At 60.7% G+C, this 18598-nt stretch carries 14 protein-coding genes; 3 read left to right on the top strand and 11 right to left on the bottom strand.

The genetic code is table 11. The annotated features are described in order from the left end of the window. Positions 1-7 precede the first annotated feature (7 nt). Positions 8-232: a YgdI/YgdR family lipoprotein gene (locus tag PSH57_RS14440; RefSeq protein ID WP_047226447.1), complete on the top strand. Its 225-nt coding sequence runs from the start codon at positions 8-10 to the stop codon at positions 230-232. Between the two features lie 43 nt (positions 233-275). On the opposite strand, the gene PSH57_RS14435 is transcribed toward PSH57_RS14440, so the two are convergent. The 8 genes from PSH57_RS14435 to PSH57_RS14400 all read right to left on the bottom strand — a co-directional run bounded on the left by PSH57_RS14435 (position 276) and on the right by PSH57_RS14400 (position 10582). Then, positions 276-662, bottom strand: coding sequence for a hypothetical protein (locus PSH57_RS14435; RefSeq protein WP_305415843.1), 387 nt, complete (start codon positions 660-662; stop codon positions 276-278). A gap of 69 nt (positions 663-731) precedes the next feature. Beyond that, complete coding sequence (locus PSH57_RS14430) at positions 732-2582, bottom strand: polyurethane esterase (protein WP_305383582.1); 1851 nt, start codon at positions 2580-2582, stop codon at positions 732-734. Between the two features lie 190 nt (positions 2583-2772). After that, a complete protein-coding gene (locus tag PSH57_RS14425; protein ID WP_305383581.1) occupies positions 2773-4122 on the bottom strand; it encodes a TolC family outer membrane protein in 1350 nt (449 codons plus the stop codon). A 14-nt stretch (positions 4123-4136) separates the two neighbouring features. After that, the gene (locus tag PSH57_RS14420) at positions 4137-5471 is read right to left on the bottom strand and encodes an HlyD family type I secretion periplasmic adaptor subunit (RefSeq protein ID WP_305383580.1); all 1335 of its coding nucleotides are present in this window, start codon (positions 5469-5471) and stop codon (positions 4137-4139) included. Further along, positions 5468-7243 carry a type I secretion system permease/ATPase gene (locus PSH57_RS14415; RefSeq protein ID WP_305383579.1) on the bottom strand — a complete coding sequence of 592 codons (1776 nt, stop codon included), beginning with the start codon at positions 7241-7243 and terminating at the stop codon, positions 5468-5470. Before PSH57_RS14415 ends, PSH57_RS14420 begins: the two co-directional genes overlap by 4 nt. 146 nt (positions 7244-7389) lie before the next feature. Beyond that, on the bottom strand, positions 7390-7827 hold the full coding sequence (locus tag PSH57_RS14410; protein WP_305383578.1) for an AprI/Inh family metalloprotease inhibitor: 438 nt from the start codon (positions 7825-7827) through the stop codon (positions 7390-7392). 57 nt (positions 7828-7884) lie between these two features. After that, entirely contained in the window at positions 7885-9342 is a 1458-nt protein-coding gene (locus PSH57_RS14405; RefSeq protein WP_305383577.1) for a serralysin family metalloprotease, read from the bottom strand. A gap of 334 nt (positions 9343-9676) precedes the next feature. Beyond that, positions 9677-10582 carry a LysR family transcriptional regulator gene (locus PSH57_RS14400; RefSeq protein ID WP_305383576.1) on the bottom strand — a complete coding sequence of 302 codons (906 nt, stop codon included), beginning with the start codon at positions 10580-10582 and terminating at the stop codon, positions 9677-9679. A gap of 133 nt (positions 10583-10715) precedes the next feature. On the opposite strand from PSH57_RS14400, the gene PSH57_RS14395 reads away from it, so the two are divergent. Both PSH57_RS14395 and PSH57_RS14390 read left to right on the top strand, forming a co-directional pair. Then, entirely contained in the window at positions 10716-12182 is a 1467-nt protein-coding gene (locus tag PSH57_RS14395; protein WP_305390386.1) for an MFS transporter, read from the top strand. 189 nt (positions 12183-12371) lie between these two features. Further along, on the top strand, positions 12372-12650 hold the full coding sequence (locus tag PSH57_RS14390) for a DUF1652 domain-containing protein (RefSeq protein WP_047226440.1): 279 nt from the start codon (positions 12372-12374) through the stop codon (positions 12648-12650). A 65-nt stretch (positions 12651-12715) separates the two neighbouring features. On the opposite strand, the gene PSH57_RS14385 is transcribed toward PSH57_RS14390, so the two are convergent. The 3 genes from PSH57_RS14385 to PSH57_RS14375 form a co-directional block, all read right to left on the bottom strand. Further along, positions 12716-15184, bottom strand: a complete 2469-nt coding sequence (locus PSH57_RS14385; RefSeq protein WP_305383575.1) for a UvrD-helicase domain-containing protein — start codon at positions 15182-15184, stop codon at positions 12716-12718. Between the two features lie 221 nt (positions 15185-15405). Beyond that, positions 15406-17052, bottom strand: a complete 1647-nt coding sequence (pgm, locus tag PSH57_RS14380; protein WP_305383573.1) for a phosphoglucomutase (alpha-D-glucose-1,6-bisphosphate-dependent) — start codon at positions 17050-17052, stop codon at positions 15406-15408. A gap of 91 nt (positions 17053-17143) precedes the next feature. Continuing rightward, positions 17144-18541 (bottom strand): aminotransferase-like domain-containing protein, encoded by a 1398-nt coding sequence (locus PSH57_RS14375; RefSeq protein ID WP_305383572.1) that lies wholly within the window; start codon positions 18539-18541, stop codon positions 17144-17146. Positions 18542-18598: the final 57 nt, after the last annotated feature.

The following is an 18598-nucleotide window of genomic DNA, read 5'->3' as shown; positions in this document are numbered from 1 at the left end:
TACGGATATGAACATCAGGATTCTGGGTCTGCCCCTGGTCGCCGCTGCGTTCCTGGCTCTGGCCGGCTGCTCGTCGCCCACGGTGGTGACCTTGCAGAACGGCACCCAGTATTTGACCAAGGATGCCCCCAACACCCGTACCGCCGACGGCTTCTACGAGTTCGAGGACATTTCCGGCAAGAAAGTCCGGGTTCGCGCCGATGAAGTGGCGACAGTTCGCAAGGAAGACTGAGTTTATTGCAGCCCTCTCCCCCTGGAGAGGGCCTGATCCCATGTCATCGGCTGAATCCGGTGCCCATTGCGGGTGTCGGACTGCCTTCTTCGCAACTGATCGGCCCACCTTTTCGCCGCATCATCTGATCCCTCAATCGCAGGCAGCGGTTGTATTGCTGTTCAATGGCGTGATCGATGCTGATGTTTCCGGTGATGGCCGGTTTCTTCACTTCCCCAAGGCTCACCGAGACCCAGGGTTTTTCTGCCTGCACTTCGAAGCGCGGCCGGGGCGCCGCCGCCTCGACAGGGTCGCCTGCCTGGGCGGCGGGCAATTGTTCCGAGGTGACGCCGTAGCGGGTCAGAATCGATTGGTCCGGCAACTCGGCCAGGGCGCCGGCCGAAGCCAGTCCCCACATCAGGCCGATGATTGAGGCTTGTTTACTGCTCACTGCTTTACTCCCCTTGTGCCGAAGGGACACACGCATCCCCTCAGCACAACGTACTCAAATCAACGTGGATCAGGCGAAGACAAATTCGCCTCCTAGCTGGCCCGGATTGACCCCCACCAGGGTCACGGAACTGTCACCGACCTCAAGCAGCGTGTCATTGCCAACCTGAGACAGGTGTTGGCGGTAGTCATAACCTTCCCCGGCGCCCTGCACGCCAAGAAACACCAGTGTGTCGCCGGCATCATAACCGCTGATCAGGTCGTGGCCGAACGCGCCATTGAAAAAGAACGTGTCAGTGCCGCCGCCCGATTGCAGCCGGTCATTGCCCGACCCGCCGACAAAGGTGTCGTTACCCGTGCCGCCCAGTAGCACATCGTCGCCGTCATGCCCGAACAGCCAGTCCCCCGATGATCGCGCGGTCAAGGTATCGTCAGCCGAGGTGCCTGTGGTCGACGATGCATACGCCGTCAGCTTGCCGCCCGCCACCAGGCCATTGTCCGTGACACTGTGGCTGACCTCGTCCTTGAGCACGCCCCAGAACAAACCGGGCTCTTTGCTGACCAGCGTGTCGATGTCGCGGGTCATGCTGATTGCACCCTGGGCATCGCGCACGTACAGGGTCCCGGCGCCGTCCTGGACGAAGCTTGCATCGTTCACCGAGTGCTGCAGTTGCAGGGTGTTGTTGCCCTGCCCGCCCAATATCACGTTATACCCACCCTCGTCGCGAAAGGTGTCGTTGCCGGCGCGACCCTCCAGATAGTCATTGCCCTGCCCACCCTGGATCAGGTCATCACGGTCACTGCCAATGATGAACGTGCTGCCGGTGTGGGTTTCCGCGTTGCGATTGAGGTCCTGGACCCACGTGCTGCTGCGTGCGGGATCCGACAGGTTGGCGACGATGAGGGTGGAGTCTTTCTCAGTGAGGTCGTAGAACGCCGAATCCAGAATCCGGCCCATGCCATCGCCGTAACCGGTGGGCAGGTGGGATATCCAGGTGGGGATGTTGAGGATAGAAAACGGCAACACGTTCCAGGCCGCCGAGGCGTAATGGTCGTTGAAGCTGACGATGTTGTTAGTGGCTGACTCCTGCAGAGCGTCATGCACGCCCACCGACGCCGGGGTGAACGTCGAGCCGTCCAGCGCCCGGAACACCGGATCGTTTTCATAGCCAATGTTCAATACCTTGTCGGTGCTGCTTTGGGTTGGCGAGGCGTAGGCGATGTAATTGGCGCTGCTGTAGAAACCCGACCATTGGCTGGCACTCAAGTCCGCCAGGCTGTTGACCGCTAGCCCACCGAGGCTGTGGCCACTGACCAACACGTCCTGGCCCGTCAGGCCGTGGGCCTGGGCGAACGCCGCGACGTCCCCGAGCAAGTTGCCAAAAGCTTGGCCGACGTAGTTTTTCGCGTAGTCCTGGGGCCCGAAAGCCGCCATCAGATCGCTGATTACGTCGCCAATGGAGTCGCTGATCAGGGTTTCCCGTGGGCCGCTGGTGCCACGAAACGACACCCCGATTTCCGTCAGTTGCCCATCGGCGTCGTACTTGCCGAGAATTTCCACCTGCGCGGTGGTGTAGCCAGCCTTCTCACCAAAAAACGTTCCACGGCCATCCACTTTGCCGGTGTAGCCCAGTTGCGATGCGCTGATCGGGGTCCAGCCGGCCTTTTGCACTGCCTCCAGGGCCAGTTGCTCCGAGTCGGGATTCCACGGCACGCCGGGGATCACCCCTTGCGAATCGGTGCCGCCCAGCAGCGCCGTCACCAGCGTGGCGGGCAGTCCCGCGCCGAAGCCGTTCTGCTGGTAGCCGGCGGCAAAGCCGTGGTCCAGGTTGTGGTAGGAATACAGCATGATTGCCATTGCATCGCTGACCAGCGCCTTGGACTCGGTGGTGCCGAGGTTTTTATAGTCGTAGATACCCATTGTGATGACCTCTTTTTTTGTTGTTGGAACGGTTGCTGAAACCGGCGAAGTTCTTGTGGTGAGGGGATTTATCCCCGTTCGACTGCGCAGCAGTCGCCTGGCTGTCGAGGTTTTGCAGGAAAAGTTCAGCGCCGTTGGGTGGGGCTGCAACACAGCGGGGATAAATCCCCTCCCCACACGGCACTGCCTGTCATTGGGTCAGCGCCGGGGACACAAACGCCTCATCCACCCGCGCCAGGTCCTGCGCGCCCAAGGTGCCGGCGTAGTAATGCAACTTTGTCCAGGCCATGAGGTAGTCATAACGGGCCTGGGCCAGGTCGCGTCGGGTGGTATAGAGCTGTTGCTCGGCGTTCAGGGCATCGAGGTTGACCCGTTCGCCGCCGAGGATGCTTTGTCGGGTCGAGACCACCAACGCCTCGGCGGCGCTGAGGGCTTTGCGGTATGCCCGCAGTTTGTTCACCCCCGACATGCAGGCGCTGAACTGGCGGCGCAGTTCGATCAGGGTTTCCCGGGTCTTGCCGTCCAGTTCATATTCGGCCCGTTCCATGTTGCGACTGGCCTGGCGGGTCGACGCCGAGACCCCGCCACCGGCGTACAACGGCACGCTGATCTCAAGACCAATGGTGTTGGTGTCATAGCGCTGGTTGTAGGTGTTACCGCTTTCCGACTCGTTCTGGCGCATCGTCGCGTAGGCGCTGACCTTGGGCAGGTGGCCGGCGCGGTTGCGTTCGACTTCGAAGCGCGCCACGTCCACGGCCTGGCGCTGAGACGCCAGGGTCGGGTTGTTGCTCACGGCCAGTTCGTGCCATGTCTGGAAACTGGCCGGTTGCAGGGCAAAGGTCTGGAACGTTTCGCTCAGGGGCGCCAGGTCGCCGATGTTCAGGGTCGGGACGCCAATCAGCGAGCCAAGTTCGCGCAGGGAAGCGTCCTGCTCGTTGCGGGCCTCGATCTCTTCGGCAATCGCCAACTCATAGCGCGACTCCGCTTCAAGGATGTCGGTGCGCGTGCCTTCGCCTTGGGCAAACAGGTGCTCGTTCTGATGAAACTGCTGTTCGAAAGCCTTTTTCCTGGCCTGGGCAATGTCGATCTGATCCTGGGCGAACAACGCCTGGGTGTAGGCGCTCAACACCCGCACCAGTAACTCCTGGCTTTTGCCACGAAAGTTTTCGTCGGCAAACAGCGCCTGGGCCACGCCTTTGCGATAGGCGGCGTAGGCCTCGTAGTCCAACAGAGGTTGTTGCAGGGTCAGGCTGGAGCCGTAGCTGTTGTAGTTGCGGTCGTCATGCTGGCTGGCGCCACGCTCGTTAAGGTAGGTGACCTTGGACTGGTTACGTCCCTTGTTGTAGCTGTAGCCCAGGTGCGGCAGCAGCCCGGCGCGGCCAATGGCGCGGTTCTCCAGGCCGGCATCGCGCTCCTTGATCGCACCCAGGTAGACCGGGTCATTGCGCAGGGCTTGTTCATAAAACTCGAATGGGCCCATGGCCCAGGCACTGTTGCAGATAACCGCCGCCAGCGCGGCGAGCCAGTAAAGTCCCTTCATACCCCCAGATATCCTTATTCTTCGGTCAACGCGGAGCCGGCTCGGTCGAGCAGCGGTTTGAACAGGTAGTTCATGAGCGAGCGCTCACCCGTGCGCACGAACATTTGCGCCGGCATCCCGGGCTTGATCACCAGCCCGTTGAGTTTTTCCATCGCCACTTCGCTGACGCTGCTGCGCAGGACGTAATACGGCTCAGCGGTTTTTTCATCGATCATCTGGTCGGCGGAAATCAGGCTGACCTCCCCCGGCACCCTCGGCGTGCGGTTCTGGTTGAACGCGGTAAAGAGAATGTCCACTGGCAAATGGGTGCCAACCTTGTCGATCAGGTTGACCGGCAGGTGCCCTTCGACTTCCAGTCGCGTGCCTTGGGGCACGATTTCCAGCAAGGTATCGCCTTGACGGACCACGGCGCCTTCAGTGTGTACGCCCAGGTTCACGGCGATGCCGTCGGCGGTGGCAAGGATCTCGCTGTGTTGCAGCTCAAACGCGGCAGACTTGAGTTGCTGTTGCAGGGTTTCGCTCTTGAGTTGCGCCTCGGCCAACTGACTGCGCACTTCCTTCTGGTATTCCTCATTGTGTTGCTCAAGCGTGAGGCGGGACTCGACGATGCCCTGCTCCACCCGGCCGCTTTCGCCACTGTTCTGCGCCAGTTCCTGCTGCACTTGCGACAGTTGCCGTTGGTAATCCAGCAGACGGTTGCGCGGGATGTAGCCGTTGTCCGCCAACGGTTGCAGGTTGCTTAGCTGCTGGCGCAGGGACTGGGCCTGGGCATTGAGGTCATTGCGCGCCCGGCGCATGCCCGCCAGTTGCGCCGTGGCGCCTTCGATATTGGCGCGCAATGCGGCTTGCTCCCGGGCAACCGCTTCGCGGCGGCTGCTGAACAACTGCCGCTGGCCTTCGAGCACCAGTGCCAGGCGTGGGTCGGGGTCGTGGCTCAGTTCAGCCGGAAAGCTGACCTGTGGGAGGTTGTCCCGCTCGCTTTGCCAGCGTGCCAGGCTGGCCCAGGCCATACGGTACTGGGCTTGCAGCGATTGCACATCGGCGGCTGTCTGAGTCTGGTCCAGGCGGAACAGCGGCTGGCCCTGTTTCACGGCCTCGCCTTCACGCACCAGGATCCGGCTGACCACGCCGCTGCTCATCGATTGCACGGCCTTGCGCTTGCCGGACACCACCACGGTGCCTTGCACCGCAATACCTTGGTCCAGCGGCGCCAGGCTGGCCCAGGTGAAAAAACTGCCGGCGCCAACGATCGCCAATACCCACCCCAGGCGGGTGAAGAAACGGGCATCGCGCTCGGGCCGTTCGAGGTCTTGAGAGTGTTGCAGATTCATGTCGCGATCCTTGCTCATGCGCCGCCAGGTTTGCTGGCAGCCGGGTACTGACGGCTCATGCTCAGTCCGTTGGGGCCTGCCTGGGGTTTGTCGCGTTGCGATTGCGGCTGGCCGGACAATGCCCGTAGCACCTCCTGGCTTGGACCGAACGCCTGTAAGTGGCCTTCATTGAGCACCAGCAGCTTGTCGGCCTGGGCCAGCGCCGAGGAGCGATGGGTTACCAGCACGACGGTGGTGCCCTGGGCTTTCATCTGCGCGATGGCGCCGGCCAGTGCCGCTTCGCCAACCGTGTCGAGATTGGAATTGGGTTCGTCGAGCACCACCAGGCTCGGCTGGTCATACATCGCCCGGGCCAGGGCGACGCGCTGTTTCTGACCGCCAGACAAACCGCTGCCATCCTCCCCCAGCACGGTGTCGTAGCCTTGGGGCATGCGCAGGATCAGTTCATGCACACCGGCCTGTTGCGCAGCGACGACGACCTTTTGCGGATCGGCCTGGCGGAAACGGGCAATGTTCTCGGCAATGCTGCCGCTGAACAGCTCAATGTCCTGGGGCAGATAACCGATGTGCGGACCGAGCTGGTCGCGATTCCAGCGATGGATGTCCGCCCCATCAAGCCGCACCGTGCCAGCGAGGGTGGGCCACACCCCCACCAGCACCCGGGCCAGGGTGGATTTGCCGGACCCCGACGCTCCCAGCACCCCGAGCACTTCCCCGGCGCTCAGGCTGAAACCGAGCTGATGCAGTGTCGCGTTGCGCAGCCCCGGCGGGCCGGCGCTGACCTGTTCAAAGCTCACCTGGCCCTTGGGCGACGGCAATGTCATCGCCTCGTCCTGGGTTGGGTAAGCCTGCAGCAGAGCATCGAGACGGCGATAAGCCAGCTTGGCCCCGCTCCATTGCTTCCACACGGCGATCAACTGGTCGATGGGGCTCAACACCCGGCCCATCAGGATCGAGCCGGCAATCATCATTCCGGCGGTCATGTCGCCCTTGATCACCAGCAGCGCGCCCAACCCCAGTACCAGCGATTGCAGGCACAGGCGCAGGGTCTTGCTCAGGGAACTGATCACCGCGCCGGTATCACTGGCCTGGTTTTGCAGGCCGAGAAACTGCGAATGCACGGCAAACCAGCGGCCGCGCAATGCGCCGAGCATGCCCATGGCCTGGATGGTCTCGGCGTTGTGCAAGTGGCTGGTCGCCAGTTGGCTGGACTGTTGCGAGTAAACACTGGCCTGCCCCAGCGGCTTTTTGGTCATAACCTCGTTCAGGCATGCCAGGCCAATGAGCAGCACCGTGCCGACGGTGGCGAACACGCCGAGCCAGACGTTGAACAGATAGATCACCAGCAAATACACGGGAAACCACGGGGCGTCGAAGAATGCGAACAGCGCAGGTCCGGTGACGAACTGGCGGATATGGGTAAGGTCCCCCAGCGATTGCCCGGCGTTGCCCTCGCCCTGGCGAAGGTTTCGCTCGAACGCGGCCTTGTACACCTGAAGGTTGAAGCGTCTTTCCAACTGGCTGCCGATGCGGATGACGATGAAGCTGCGGACCATTTCCAGCAGTCCGATAAATACGAAAAAGCCCACCACCATTAACGACAACATCCACAGCGTGGTTTCGTTTTGGGATGACAGGCCCCGGTCATACACTTGGAGCATATAAATCGAAGGCGCCAACATCAGCACATTGATCAAAGCGGTAAAACAACCGACGCTGACCAGAATATTTTTATAATCGCCCAGCGCTCTAAACAACGGCACCGTGGCCGTGCTCCTTGTAACGTTCATGAAGATATCCTTGCTGTTGGCTTTGCCAGTAGCCTGGCGGTTATTCAACTTGCCAATCTTTAAATGGTTTACATCGGGCCGCGCCGCGGCTCACGCCTGTTTTTTAAACAAGCGCGCCTGAGGCATTCGCAAACTGTGCTGACTTGTTAAGGAATGGTTTGGGCCAGACGCCGTTCCAGCGTTACTACCCGACCTGATTTCAAGGTGACTTGATAGTGTTGTTCTTGGTGCAGTTGCAAGTGAACCCGGGTGTTCTGTTTGCCAATCAGTGAAAGACCGTCGGGCTCGGTGAACCAACGGACCGGCTCATCCCCCAGCCACTGGCCCAGGCAATCGGTTTGCCCGCCCAGGGTTTGATCCGCCTGCAGCTCGACAAGGCAGATGCTGGACGGTGGGTTCTCGGGCGGCGGGGTTTGCGCAGACGCCTGCGGCCCCGACAGAACAGCCTGCCACTGACCGGCCAACTGGGAGGGTTCTGCTAACAACAGGCTGCGCGCCATGGCGACTTCTCCGGTAAACATCATCAGCGTAGCGAGTAACCAGGCACTTGCCTGGGCGCCTCGAGGCTTGGGATTTCTGCACATTGGTTCAATCCTGAGGGATCCCGCAAGAGCGCTGGCCGCTCCCACGGGATAGGGACATCAGGCCACGATATCCGAGACCGCCGCCTGGCCGACGGTACTGACCAGGAAGTCAGCCACGCCGTGCCCGGAGAAGTCCACCGACAGCAGGCTGTTGCCACCCGATGTCGACAGCACTGCATCACCCGCCGCACCGGTGAACGCATTGACGAAGTGCAGGCCCGCGCCCTGGGTGATGCCGGTCAGGTCGATCTTGTCCAGGCCGCTGACGAAATCGAGGATCTGATCGACCGCACCTGGCCGTGAGTCAGAACTGGCGGCGAACACGAAGGTGTCCGAGCCCGAACCGCCCCACAGTTTGTCGGCACCGCCCGCGCCCCAAAGGATGTCGTTGCCGGCACCGCCCTTGAGTTCGTTGGCCACGGCGTTGCCGATCAGCAAGTCACTGCCCGAGCCGCCAATGGCATTCTCGATAGTCACCCCCTGAGCGATGGACACGTTACCGACCATGCCGCCAACGTCGGAAAACGAGGCGCCATTGAGGTTGATTTTCTGGTTCTGCGTGAAACCCGAAAAATCCAGGGTGTCGCGGCCACCGGCGTCCCATACCGAAAACACCACTTTGTCCGAAGACGAGTAGGCGCTGTAGAAGTCGCGACCGGTGTTGGAGTTGAAACCGTAGGTTGAGTCGCCGGTCCGGGTGCTGGTGTTGGCACCGTAGAGCTGCTGAATCGCGGCGATGTCATCCATCAGCGGACCCGAGGCATAGGCTTCGACGCCGCCTTTGCTGAAGTCCTGGCTGGTGTTGCTTTCACTCCAGTAGCTCATGAGGCTGTAGCCACGCGTGTCCTGAGCATAGCTGGCGTCATCGTAGGTCGGGCTGCCTTCACCGGCGTTATAGTCGCCAGGGTGCGCCAGGCCCAGGCTGTGACCGATTTCGTGGGTCAGGGTCTGGCGGCCATAGTTGTTCAGTTCAGGGTTCTTGTTCTGGGTGTAGCGGCTGTTGATCAGGTACCAGGAGGTCCCGTCATAACCGGCGCCCGTGCCCGGCAGATAGGCAAATGCCGCGGCGCCGTCCTGGCCACTGCTGTAGTTGCCGAAGGTCATGTGGCCGTCGCCACCGCTGGCCCTGTCGGTAAACGTGACATTGGCCACGTCCGCCCAGGATTGCATGGCCAGGACCGCCTGGCCTTTCTGTTGGGCGCTGAACGGGCTGAAACCGCTGATGCCGTGCTTGTTCATGGTGCTCGAGGAGGCGGAGGTCAGGAACGTGTAGGTCAGCTCGATCTTGCCGCTGGCGTCCCGGTCCTGGTAGGCCGCACCGTCGCGCAGCAACTGGGTGGCAGCTTCGTCCACCGAGTACGAGGGTTTGCCATTGACGGTCAGGTTGCCGCCCCGATCGTATTGGTGGCTGAAACTATTGATCTGATTGAATGCATTGCTCGCCGCCGCCAGTGACTGCGGCGCCCAGAGCAGTTGTTCGGCAGAGTCAATAGCGCTGGTTTTGACTTTCGACATAAACATACTTCCTTGTTTGCAATGGAACAGTTTTTGTCAGATAGAACAATCTCTGGCGAGAGCGTCCTATCACTCGCCCAATTGAGGACGCAAGAAAACTGACACAATTGGAAATCAAACGTCCAGCGAATTTTTTTGACCTCTTTACACGCTCACGCCTTCAACAATCGAAAAAGATACACGGCGCCCCGTTAGTACAGGTATTTTGCGGGCGACATTAAAGATTGTCGGACAAAACTCTATTTAAATATTAAATGACGTTAACCACCAATTGGCCACTCGCGTCGCACTGTCACCCACTAAGTGCCAGCGAAGTGCTACTAACTAATGGCAACTAAATCTTTACGGTTTTGCCTGAGCACACTTCCCGCAGACAACCGCGAAACCAGCGGTGCACAGGATCGGCATCCATCCGGGGATGCCAAAGCATGGAAATCGTGAATGCCGGCACCGCAAACGGCAACGCAAAGCTGTGCATGTCGGCACGCAGGCGGGTGGTATAGCGTTCAGGGACGCTGGCGATCAGGTCGCTGGACCGGGCAAGGCCAAGCGCAGTGGCGAAACCCGGGATGGTGATCGCGATCTGCCGTGTCAGGTTCAAGGACCGCAAAGCCTGATCGAGGGCGCCGTGGTCCAGACCCCGCAAGGACACGCCAATGTGCCCGCCCGCCGCATAACCGGCGGCACTCACCTCGGCCTGGCTCAGTGGGTGACCGGCGCGCACCACACCAATGAGGCGATCAGTAAACAACGCCTGGGTTCGTAGCTCCGGACTGGTGTCCTTGTCCACGACGGCTGTTTCCAGGTCCACGGTGCCCTCTCGCAGCGCCGTACTGTCCTTGTCGGCCTTGTTCAGGAAATGCAGGCGTACACCGGGCGCCTGTTCGCTGATGCGGGCGATCAAGTCGATGCCGAAGTTTTCTACGAACCCTTCCCGGGTGCGCAGCGTGAAGGTTCGGCTCAATTTTCGCAGGTCCGGGGTCTGGGACGGACGTAGCGCTGCCTGGGCGTCCTGTACCAGTTGGCTGACTTGCTCGCGCAGTTCCAATGCGCGGGGTGTGGGGACCAGGCCGCGCCCGGCCCGTACCAGCAGTGGATCGCCCGTGGTTTCGCGCAACCGCGCCAGCGCCCGGCTCATAGCCGATGGGCTGAGTCGCAGCCGCCGAGCGGCTCGGGCCACGCTGCCTTCCGATAGCAAGACATCAAGGGTAACCAGCAGATTGAGGTCGGGTGTGGACATGGCGCAGTCCTGGGTTGGAATAGGTGGCGCTGCATGCAGTTATAAAGTGCAATCCGTGCGTCTTCCGCCATGTTATGCCCGGGCGTAACGTTCTGACAGCGCCATTTGTGCAGCAGCAGAGCGAGAGGACATGATGAAACCCGTTAATACACAACCCGGCCGGCCGAGCGCGATGCCCGCACGACGGGGCTCTTCACCCCGCTGGGCCTTGGCCAGCCTGTCACTTTCAACCTTGCTTGCCTCCCTGGGCGCCAGCGTGGTGACGGTCGGCTTGCCGACGCTGGCCCAGGCGTTCGATGCCCCCTTTCAGCAGGTTCAGTGGGTGGTACTTGCCTATTTACTGGCGATCACCACGCTGATTGTGAGCCTTGGGCGATTGGGGGATTTGGTGGGGCCTGGCAAGCTGCTATTGGGCGCAATCGTGGTGTTCACTCTTGCGTCGGCGCTTTGCGGCATGGCGCCCTCGCTTTGGCTGTTGATCGCAGGCCGGGCGTTACAGGGCCTTGGAGCGGCCGTCATGATGACGCTGACGCTGGCCCTTGTGGGTGAAACAGTCAGCAAGGAAAAGACCGGCAGCGCGATGGGGCTTTTGGGCACCCTATCAGCGGTAGGTACCGCCCTCGGGCCCTCTCTGGGGGGCGCATTGATCAGCGGTTTCGGTTGGCAGGCGTTATTTTTGATTAACGTTCCTCTTGGGCTGCTGACGTGTGTACTGGCCTGGCGTTCATTGCCAGCTCGGCAACCGGAGAGATCGGCCGCGCGCCCCCGCTTCGACACCCTGGGTACGCTTCTATTGGCGATAACGCTTGGCGCCTATACCCTCGCCACGACGTTGGGCCGAGGCGACTTCGGCTGGCCAAATATTGCCTTGTCGCTGACGGCTATCCTGGGCGGCAGCCTGTTTGTTTTGGCTCAGAGCCGGGTCGCGTCGCCGCTGATTCCCTTGGCGTTGCTTGGGGACCGGCTGCTGGTTTCCACGTTGGCAACCAGTGCTCTGGTTGCAACGGTCATGATGGCGACGCTGCTGGTGGGACCATTCTATCTGTCCATTGCTCTTGGGTTGCCTACCGCCCTGGTAGGTCTGGTGCTGGCGGCGGGACCGTCGGTCGCCGCGCTGGCGGGCGTGCCTGCCGGGCGTCTGGTGGACCGGTTTGGCGTGCGCCCCATGCGCCTCTTCGGGCTGCTGATCATGATTCTCGGCTGCCTGATGCTGTCGCTGATGTCACCGACCCTCGGCGTGGGTAGCTATGTCGCCGCTATCGCGGTAACAACCCTTGGCTATGCGCTGTTCCTGACGGCCAACAATACAGCGGTGATGGCAGACGTGCCCGCTGGCAAGCGTGGCGTCATCTCAGGGTTGCTCAATCTGTCGCGCAATCTGGGGTTTTTGACCGGTGCATCGGCGCTCGGCGCGGTGTTTGCGCTCACGGTACCGACGAACGGCATCGCCCAGGCTACCCCTGAGGCAGTGGCAAATGGCTTGCATTTCACCTTCAGCGTTGCCGCGTCTTTGATGCTGCTGGCTTGGGTAATTGCCTTGAAGTGCCGGGATCCAGAGCCTCTGGATGAGCGGGATGACATCCGTGCCCAGAGAAGATGACGCCCTGATCAAAACGGCATAAGTCGTGATGCAAATCAAAAAAAGTGAACCAATCGCCAAACGGCCTGAAAAAAGCCACATGACATTCATTTTCAGGTGCTATTTTTAGTTCTCACTGGTAGAGCCATGATGGCTCTTCCTTCCTGATATGAGCAAACGGAAGCGCTTGATGAAGAAGGTGGGCAACAGATGAATAGAGGATCTTTCAGCAAGGTTACGTTTCCCAACGCCTGCCAGCTGATGCGCTGGCATTTTCATCCCATGGGATTCGAGGCCAGCATGGACGCACCGGGCAGCATGGTCGCCCGGCTGTTTGACCGTGCCAGCGGCGAGACTATGATCGCGATTGCAGGCATCCCCTGCGCGACAGTGATGAACGCCCCTGACGTGGAGCGAATAATCGAAGCGGTGGAAGCCGAGCTGGAAGCTTTCGTGCCACCGGTTGGCTTGCGACGATTTGCCTCCTGAAAAAAAAGAAGCCCACATCTGTGGGCTTCTTTTTGGCTGACGGTTTTGTTCGTGCCCCGATGTTCTCAACCGCGGGCGCGGCGATGATCGGCAAAGAACGGCTTGCCGGTCCCTATCCGATCTGACGCCTTGGGCGCCTTGTTTACCTGTGTGTCCTGCCCGTCGACATACCAATAGCAATGCTGCACCGCCCGGGTAATACCGACATAGGCCAGACGCAGAATCTCGTCTTTCTGCGCCGTGTCGTACGGCTCGGCATCGCCTTCCTGGCCCAGCCCGGCCATTCGGTAGACCTGATTCTTGTAGGGGGAGCTGGTCGAGTGCTGGCAGTCACCGAGCAAAAACACCGCATCGGCCTGAAGCCCCTTGGCGCTATGGTAGGTCATCTGCCTGAGGCGCCTCGCCGGGTACGGCAAGCTAGAATCCACATTAACTGTTGGTTGAATATGTTTTTCAATCAATAGCTTGTCGCTGCTTTTTCGATACAACATCAAGATTGAGTCGCCCTTGCGATAGTGCTCATCCAGCCGCTTCGCCAGGCCTTCGTCGTCTCTGTCCAGCACATTGACCGGGCTCAAGGCTCGAGGCGTGCCGCTGGCCTTGGCCTTTTTGCCGGGAATAGCCGCAGCCGCACGCACGACGTGTTCGGCGGCGTCGATGATGTGCTGATGGCTGCGATAGTTATCGGTGAGCATGACCCGGGTGTTTGCCGGCGAAGGAAACTGTTTGTTGAACGCCATGAAATAACTGGGTGAGCTGCCGCGCCAGCCGTAGATCGACTGCCAGTCATCGCCCACGCACAGCAAGGAGGAACGCTGGGCACCTCGGCCTACATGCATGGCGGGACCACGGCTGCGCACTTCCCGCAGGCTTGCGCGAAGCCAGGAAACGATCTGCGGCGAGACATCCTGAAACTCGTCGATCATCAAGTGCGACAGAGGACGCAGTGTCGCATCGCTCAGCAGCTTGAAGTTCTCTGGGGAGTGCTCACTGAACAGCGCGAACATCCGGTTATAAGTCATGGCGGGGGGCGACTGATCAAGCAAGTGGTCTTCAAATGCCCGCCAGTAGCGACTCAAGGCCTCAAAGAAATAACGGTCCGGGTCATCCTGGGCAAAACACATCCGGCCCACAGCGTCCGAAACGTCCAGGCCCAGGTTCTCGATAAAACCGGCTGCCGCGACAAAACAATCGAGCAGCGGTGCCGAACCCAGTTCGCCTTTCACCTTGTAGTCGAACCCTGGACCCGCGCTGGCATCGCCGGCCAACACGCTCAGTACGCGCTTTGATGACTCATAACTATCCAGCCATATCAGTGGCTTAGAGCAGAAAGCTTGAAACAGTGTGCGCTTGACCGCCCACTCTGCGCGGATACTCAGCTTGGCTCCCGGCCGGCTGAGCCGGGCGTCTTCCCGCGGGTCGAAACCCAGCATCACCCAAGCGTCCAGAGTGGGGATGTAGCCGTGGCAATGAAACGTCGCGCCGTTGATCTGGAAGGCCTGACGCTTTGGCTCGATGCCCTTGATCGGCCAGGCACCGGCGCGAAACCACAGGTCTTCGATCGCATCGCACAGTTCTTCATCGCGCTGGGCGGCCAGTTCGGTCACCGCCACCCGCTTTTGCACATCGGGATGGTCGCGCTCCAACTCCCTGAGCTGCAAGGCGTGCCGGGACATTGGTTTGATCAGCTCGCGAAAACGCTCGTCGCGTTGATAAAGACCGTGATAGCAGGCATTGAGTTGTTGGCGCTGAGTATCGTTGATGCGCAACTCAAAGGGATTGCCCTGGGCGTCATCATCAGTCGATTCGGGGCGATGGCTCAGGGTTTCAAAGGCCTGGAGTCGTTCGAACCCGGGCAAGCTGCGCACCATGGGCAAGATGCGTGAATGGAAGGTCCGCACCAGGTCGCGAGCTTCCTTGAGGCTGATTGTTCGCCCCCACAGGGCAAAAACCTCAATGAGTTTGTGAATGAAGTCTTTGCGCGATTCCCGCGTGAAGGTCACCACGGTCATCGAATCCAACTCAAAACCCAGGTAATGAGACAGCAGCACAAGACGTAGCACCAGGGTCGTGGACTTCCCGGCGCCTGCGCCCGCGATGACCGAGGTAGATGGCGTATCGCTCAGGATCATCTTCCACTGGGCGGCGCTCGGTTGGGCGTGAGCGGGAAGCAATCGGGCAACATCGGCCTTGATGCGTTTCTTGAGTTCGGCGGTCAACCGCAGGCGCCAGTCATCGAACAGCAGCTCATCGACTTTCGGTGCCGGGTGCTCGGTGCTTCGGGAGTCTCGGATCAACAGGACCTGCCGGCCCTCTTCCAGCCCTTCGACCTTGCCTTCCTGATAGCCGTAGTCAAAACCGGCGCTATGCCCGCTGCGAAAGCCATCGGCCTGGCCGTGTAGCCAGGAAGCCCGATGCTGGGCTCGAAGTTGCGTCAGGCCATGACCCAAAAACCGCGCGGCCAGGCGCTTGAGCAAAGGCATCTGGGCCAGGGACAGAAGTTCGGGGGGAAGATCGGGAGTGTGTTGCGACACGCTTGGGGACTCCGGTGTTCAGAACCATGACGGCTATGGTGTCTGTATTTGTCAGCGGATTCCACCCAAAAGCTTGTAAGTCATGGATTTAGGCGATGAAGTGAAAGTGGTATCGCACATTGACATCAGCGTAGCCCGACCCACCGCAATCGCGAGCAGGCTCGCTCCCACAGAGGCCGGGACATACTGTGCGGGCGATCCTGCTCGGGATTAACTTTGAATCACTGCTTGGAGATGGCTCCGTCGACCAATGCCTGCGCTTCGACCACCAATTGTTTGAGGTGCTCATCACTGATGAAGCTTTCGGCGTAGATCTTGTAGATGTCCTCAGTGCCTGACGGACGCGCGGCGAACCAACCGTTTTCGGTCATGACCTTCAGGCCGCCGATGGCCTGGTCATTGCCCGGGGCATGGCTGAGGATGCTCTGGATGGTCTCCCCGGCCAATTCAGTGGATGCGACCTGGTCCGGCGACAGCTTGCTCAGCAGCGCCTTCTGTTGCGGGCTGGCCTTGGCATCGACGCGCACGGAGAACGGCTCACCCAGTTCATCCGTCAGGGCACGGTAAGCCTGGCTTGGGTCGCGACCGGTGCGCGCGGTCATTTCGGCCGCCAGCAACGCGGGGATCAGGCCGTCCTTATCGGTACTCCACACACCACCGTCCTTGCGCAGGAACGAGGCGCCGGCGCTTTCTTCGCCACCAAAGCCCAGGGACCCGTCGAACAGGCCGTCAGCAAACCACTTGAAGCCTACCGGCACCTCATACAGACGTCGCCCCAGGCGCTTGGCCACGCGATCGATCAGACCGCTGCTGACCACTGTCTTGCCCACGGCAGCATCGGCACGCCACTGCGGACGGTTCTGGAACAGGTAGTCGATGGACACCGCCAGATAGTTGTTCGGCGCCAGCAAACCACCGGAGGGCGTCACGATGCCATGGCGATCATGGTCCGGGTCGCAGGCGAAGGCCACATCGAAACGCTCTTTGAGGCCAATCAGCCCTTGCATGGCATGGCTGGAGGACGGATCCATACGTATCTGCCCGTCCCAATCGACAGTCATGAAGCGGAAGGTGGAATCCACCTGGGTGTTGACCACGTCCAGATCCAGGCGGTAATGCTCGGCAATGGCGGGCCAGTAGCGCACGCCCGCGCCACCCAGCGGGTCGACCCCCAGGCGCAAGCCGGCAGCGCGGATGGCATCGAAGTCGATGACATTGCCCAGATCCGCCACGTAGGTATTGACGTAGTCGTGACGGTGAGTGGTGTCAGCCTTCAGGGCCTGCTCATAGCTGATGCGCTTGACGCCGGCCAACTGGCTGGCGAGCAGCTCGTTGGCCTTGGCTTCGATCCATTTGGTGATGTGGGTATCGGCCGGGCCGCCGTTGGTGGGGTTGTACTTGTAACCTCCGCTCTGCGGCGGATTGTGGGACGGCGTGATGACAATGCCGTCCGCCAGACCGGTGGTGCGGCCCCGGTTGTAGCAAAGAATGGCGTGGGAAATCGCCGGCGTGGGCGTGTATTCATCGGCCTCGGCGATCATCACGGTGACCCCGTTGGCAGCGAATACCTCCAGCGCGCTGGCCCCTGCCGGGGTAGACAGCGCATGGGTATCGATCCCCAGGAACAAGGGCCCGTTGATGCCCTGGGCTTCACGGTACAGGCAGATCGCTTGACTGATAGCCAGCACATGCCATTCGTTGAACCCCAGGTCGAAGGAGCTGCCACGGTGACCGGAGGTGCCGAAAGCCACACGCTGGGTGGAAACCGAGGCGTCGGGTCGGCCAGTGTAGTAGGCCGTCACCAGTCGCGGGATATCGATTAACAACTCTGCCGGTGCCGGCTTGCCCGCAAATGGACTGACTGTCATGCAAAACCTCTGGATGGAGTGGCTCGATAAAATGGAAGCAGTTTACTGACAGTTCGACCGTGGCGCGACGGGTTCGATCCATCGCCCTTCGTCACGATTGCTCAAGTCTCAAGGCATCGGCCAGCGCGCAGAGTGCTGTATCCAGATCGTGTGAACCGCCTAAGGCATGGGTCAGGCGCATATGCTGTGCATACAGCCCTTGCAGACTGAACAGTTCGCCCGGTGCTATGACGATTCGCTGCGCAAGCAGCCGCTGGAAGACCCGTCGTAAATCGACGCGCCGCGAAGATCGCGTCCAGATCGTCGCGCCCCCCTGAGGTTCCAACCATTGCAGGCTGTCCCCCAGCCGCTCGCGCAGCAGTTGCGTCGTCGAGACAGCCCCTTCCCGCAGCAAGCGCCGCAAGACCATCAAGTGCTGATCGATCCGGCCGTTACTGTACAAGCGGGCAATGGCTTTCTGGCGAATCGGCGACAGGCTAAACGCGCGCAGCAGGAAATGGCGCTGCAACTCCAACGTCAACTGACGCGACAGTACATAGCCGTAGGGCGCCTCGGGGCCGATGGTTTTTTCGAAAGTGGAATAGACGATCAGTCGATCCGGGTCGAGCAAGTCTCGAAAAGGCGTAACCCCGGCTTCGAACACCAAGTCTGTATAACTGTCGTTCTCCAGCACCCATGTGCCGTGCAGATCCAGCAAGCGTGCTACGGCGCGACGGTTGTTTTCAGGAACAAGCGTGCCCTTGGGCATGTTCAGGACCGAGGACAGGATGACCAGGCGTACCGTTTCCCCCGTCAGTAATTGCTCCAACTGCTCGACATTGATGCCCCCATCCGCCAGCAGTGGCAGTTCAATCACGTCGATATCGGCCGCCTGGAGCAGGCGCAGGACGGTCCAGTCGCAGGGCGATTCGATCAGTACCGTGGCGCCTTTGAGCGCCAGCACGGCGATCAGAATCTCCAGCACGCCGCGCAAATCGGCGCCGATATAAACGTCGTCCGCATTCCAGCACCGGGCCGGCGAAGAAGTGTAGCGAGCCGCCAGCGCGGTACGCAGTTCCAGTTCGCCCCAGGGTTGCGAAGGCATCTGTGAGGAGCGCGGATACTGGCGCAGCAGCTCACGCTCAAGCAACAACAGCGGGCTGTCCAGCGGTTGCACTGACGCAGGCTCGTCCGCACTGAGCACCAGCATTCCCGGGCGCCGCGCATTGACGTACAGGGTCTCGAGCAAATCATCACCGCCCCCCAGCGTCGCAACGCAGGGCACTGGCAACGCGTAATAACCGGACTTGGCGACGGAGTAGACCCTTCCCTCTTTTTCCAGTAACGAATAGGCGTACTGGATCGTGGAAATCGATACGCTCAGGCGCTCGGCCAGTTGTCGTAACGACGGCAAGCGCACTCGGGCATCGGCGCCCAACTCGTTGATCAGGGTCGTTAGATACCGATAAACCGCCTGGTAAGCGAAGTCTGGTTCCCGGCAACCTTTCATGGGGCTGGGCCAACAGCAAGGGGCGGGACCGGCTCCGCCGGATGACCGGGAACAACG

Source organism: Pseudomonas hefeiensis (assembly GCF_030687835.1).
Lineage (GTDB): Bacteria > Pseudomonadota > Gammaproteobacteria > Pseudomonadales > Pseudomonadaceae > Aquipseudomonas > Aquipseudomonas hefeiensis.
Note: the sequence above shows the minus strand (reverse complement) of the source record. Positions and strands in the feature narration are given on the sequence as shown.

Excerpts from the sequence above, each read along its gene's own strand:
- pgm (WP_305383573.1), bottom strand. The coding sequence starts at position 17,052 with ATGACAGTCAGTCCATTTGCGGGCAAGCCGGCACCGGCAGAGTTGTTA.
- PSH57_RS14395 (WP_305390386.1), top strand. The coding sequence starts at position 10,716 with ATGAAACCCGTTAATACACAACCCGGCCGGCCGAGCGCGATGCCCGCA.
- PSH57_RS14400 (WP_305383576.1), bottom strand. The coding sequence starts at position 10,582 with ATGTCCACACCCGACCTCAATCTGCTGGTTACCCTTGATGTCTTGCTA.
- PSH57_RS14440 (WP_047226447.1), top strand. The coding sequence starts at position 8 with ATGAACATCAGGATTCTGGGTCTGCCCCTGGTCGCCGCTGCGTTCCTG.
- PSH57_RS14405 (WP_305383577.1), bottom strand. The coding sequence starts at position 9,342 with ATGTCGAAAGTCAAAACCAGCGCTATTGACTCTGCCGAACAACTGCTC.
- PSH57_RS14415 (WP_305383579.1), bottom strand. The coding sequence starts at position 7,243 with ATGAACGTTACAAGGAGCACGGCCACGGTGCCGTTGTTTAGAGCGCTG.
- PSH57_RS14420 (WP_305383580.1), bottom strand. The coding sequence starts at position 5,471 with ATGAGCAAGGATCGCGACATGAATCTGCAACACTCTCAAGACCTCGAA.
- PSH57_RS14375 (WP_305383572.1), bottom strand. The coding sequence starts at position 18,541 with ATGAAAGGTTGCCGGGAACCAGACTTCGCTTACCAGGCGGTTTATCGG.
- PSH57_RS14425 (WP_305383581.1), bottom strand. The coding sequence starts at position 4,122 with ATGAAGGGACTTTACTGGCTCGCCGCGCTGGCGGCGGTTATCTGCAAC.
- PSH57_RS14430 (WP_305383582.1), bottom strand. The coding sequence starts at position 2,582 with ATGGGTATCTACGACTATAAAAACCTCGGCACCACCGAGTCCAAGGCG.
- PSH57_RS14410 (WP_305383578.1), bottom strand. The coding sequence starts at position 7,827 with ATGTGCAGAAATCCCAAGCCTCGAGGCGCCCAGGCAAGTGCCTGGTTA.
- PSH57_RS14390 (WP_047226440.1), top strand. The coding sequence starts at position 12,372 with ATGAATAGAGGATCTTTCAGCAAGGTTACGTTTCCCAACGCCTGCCAG.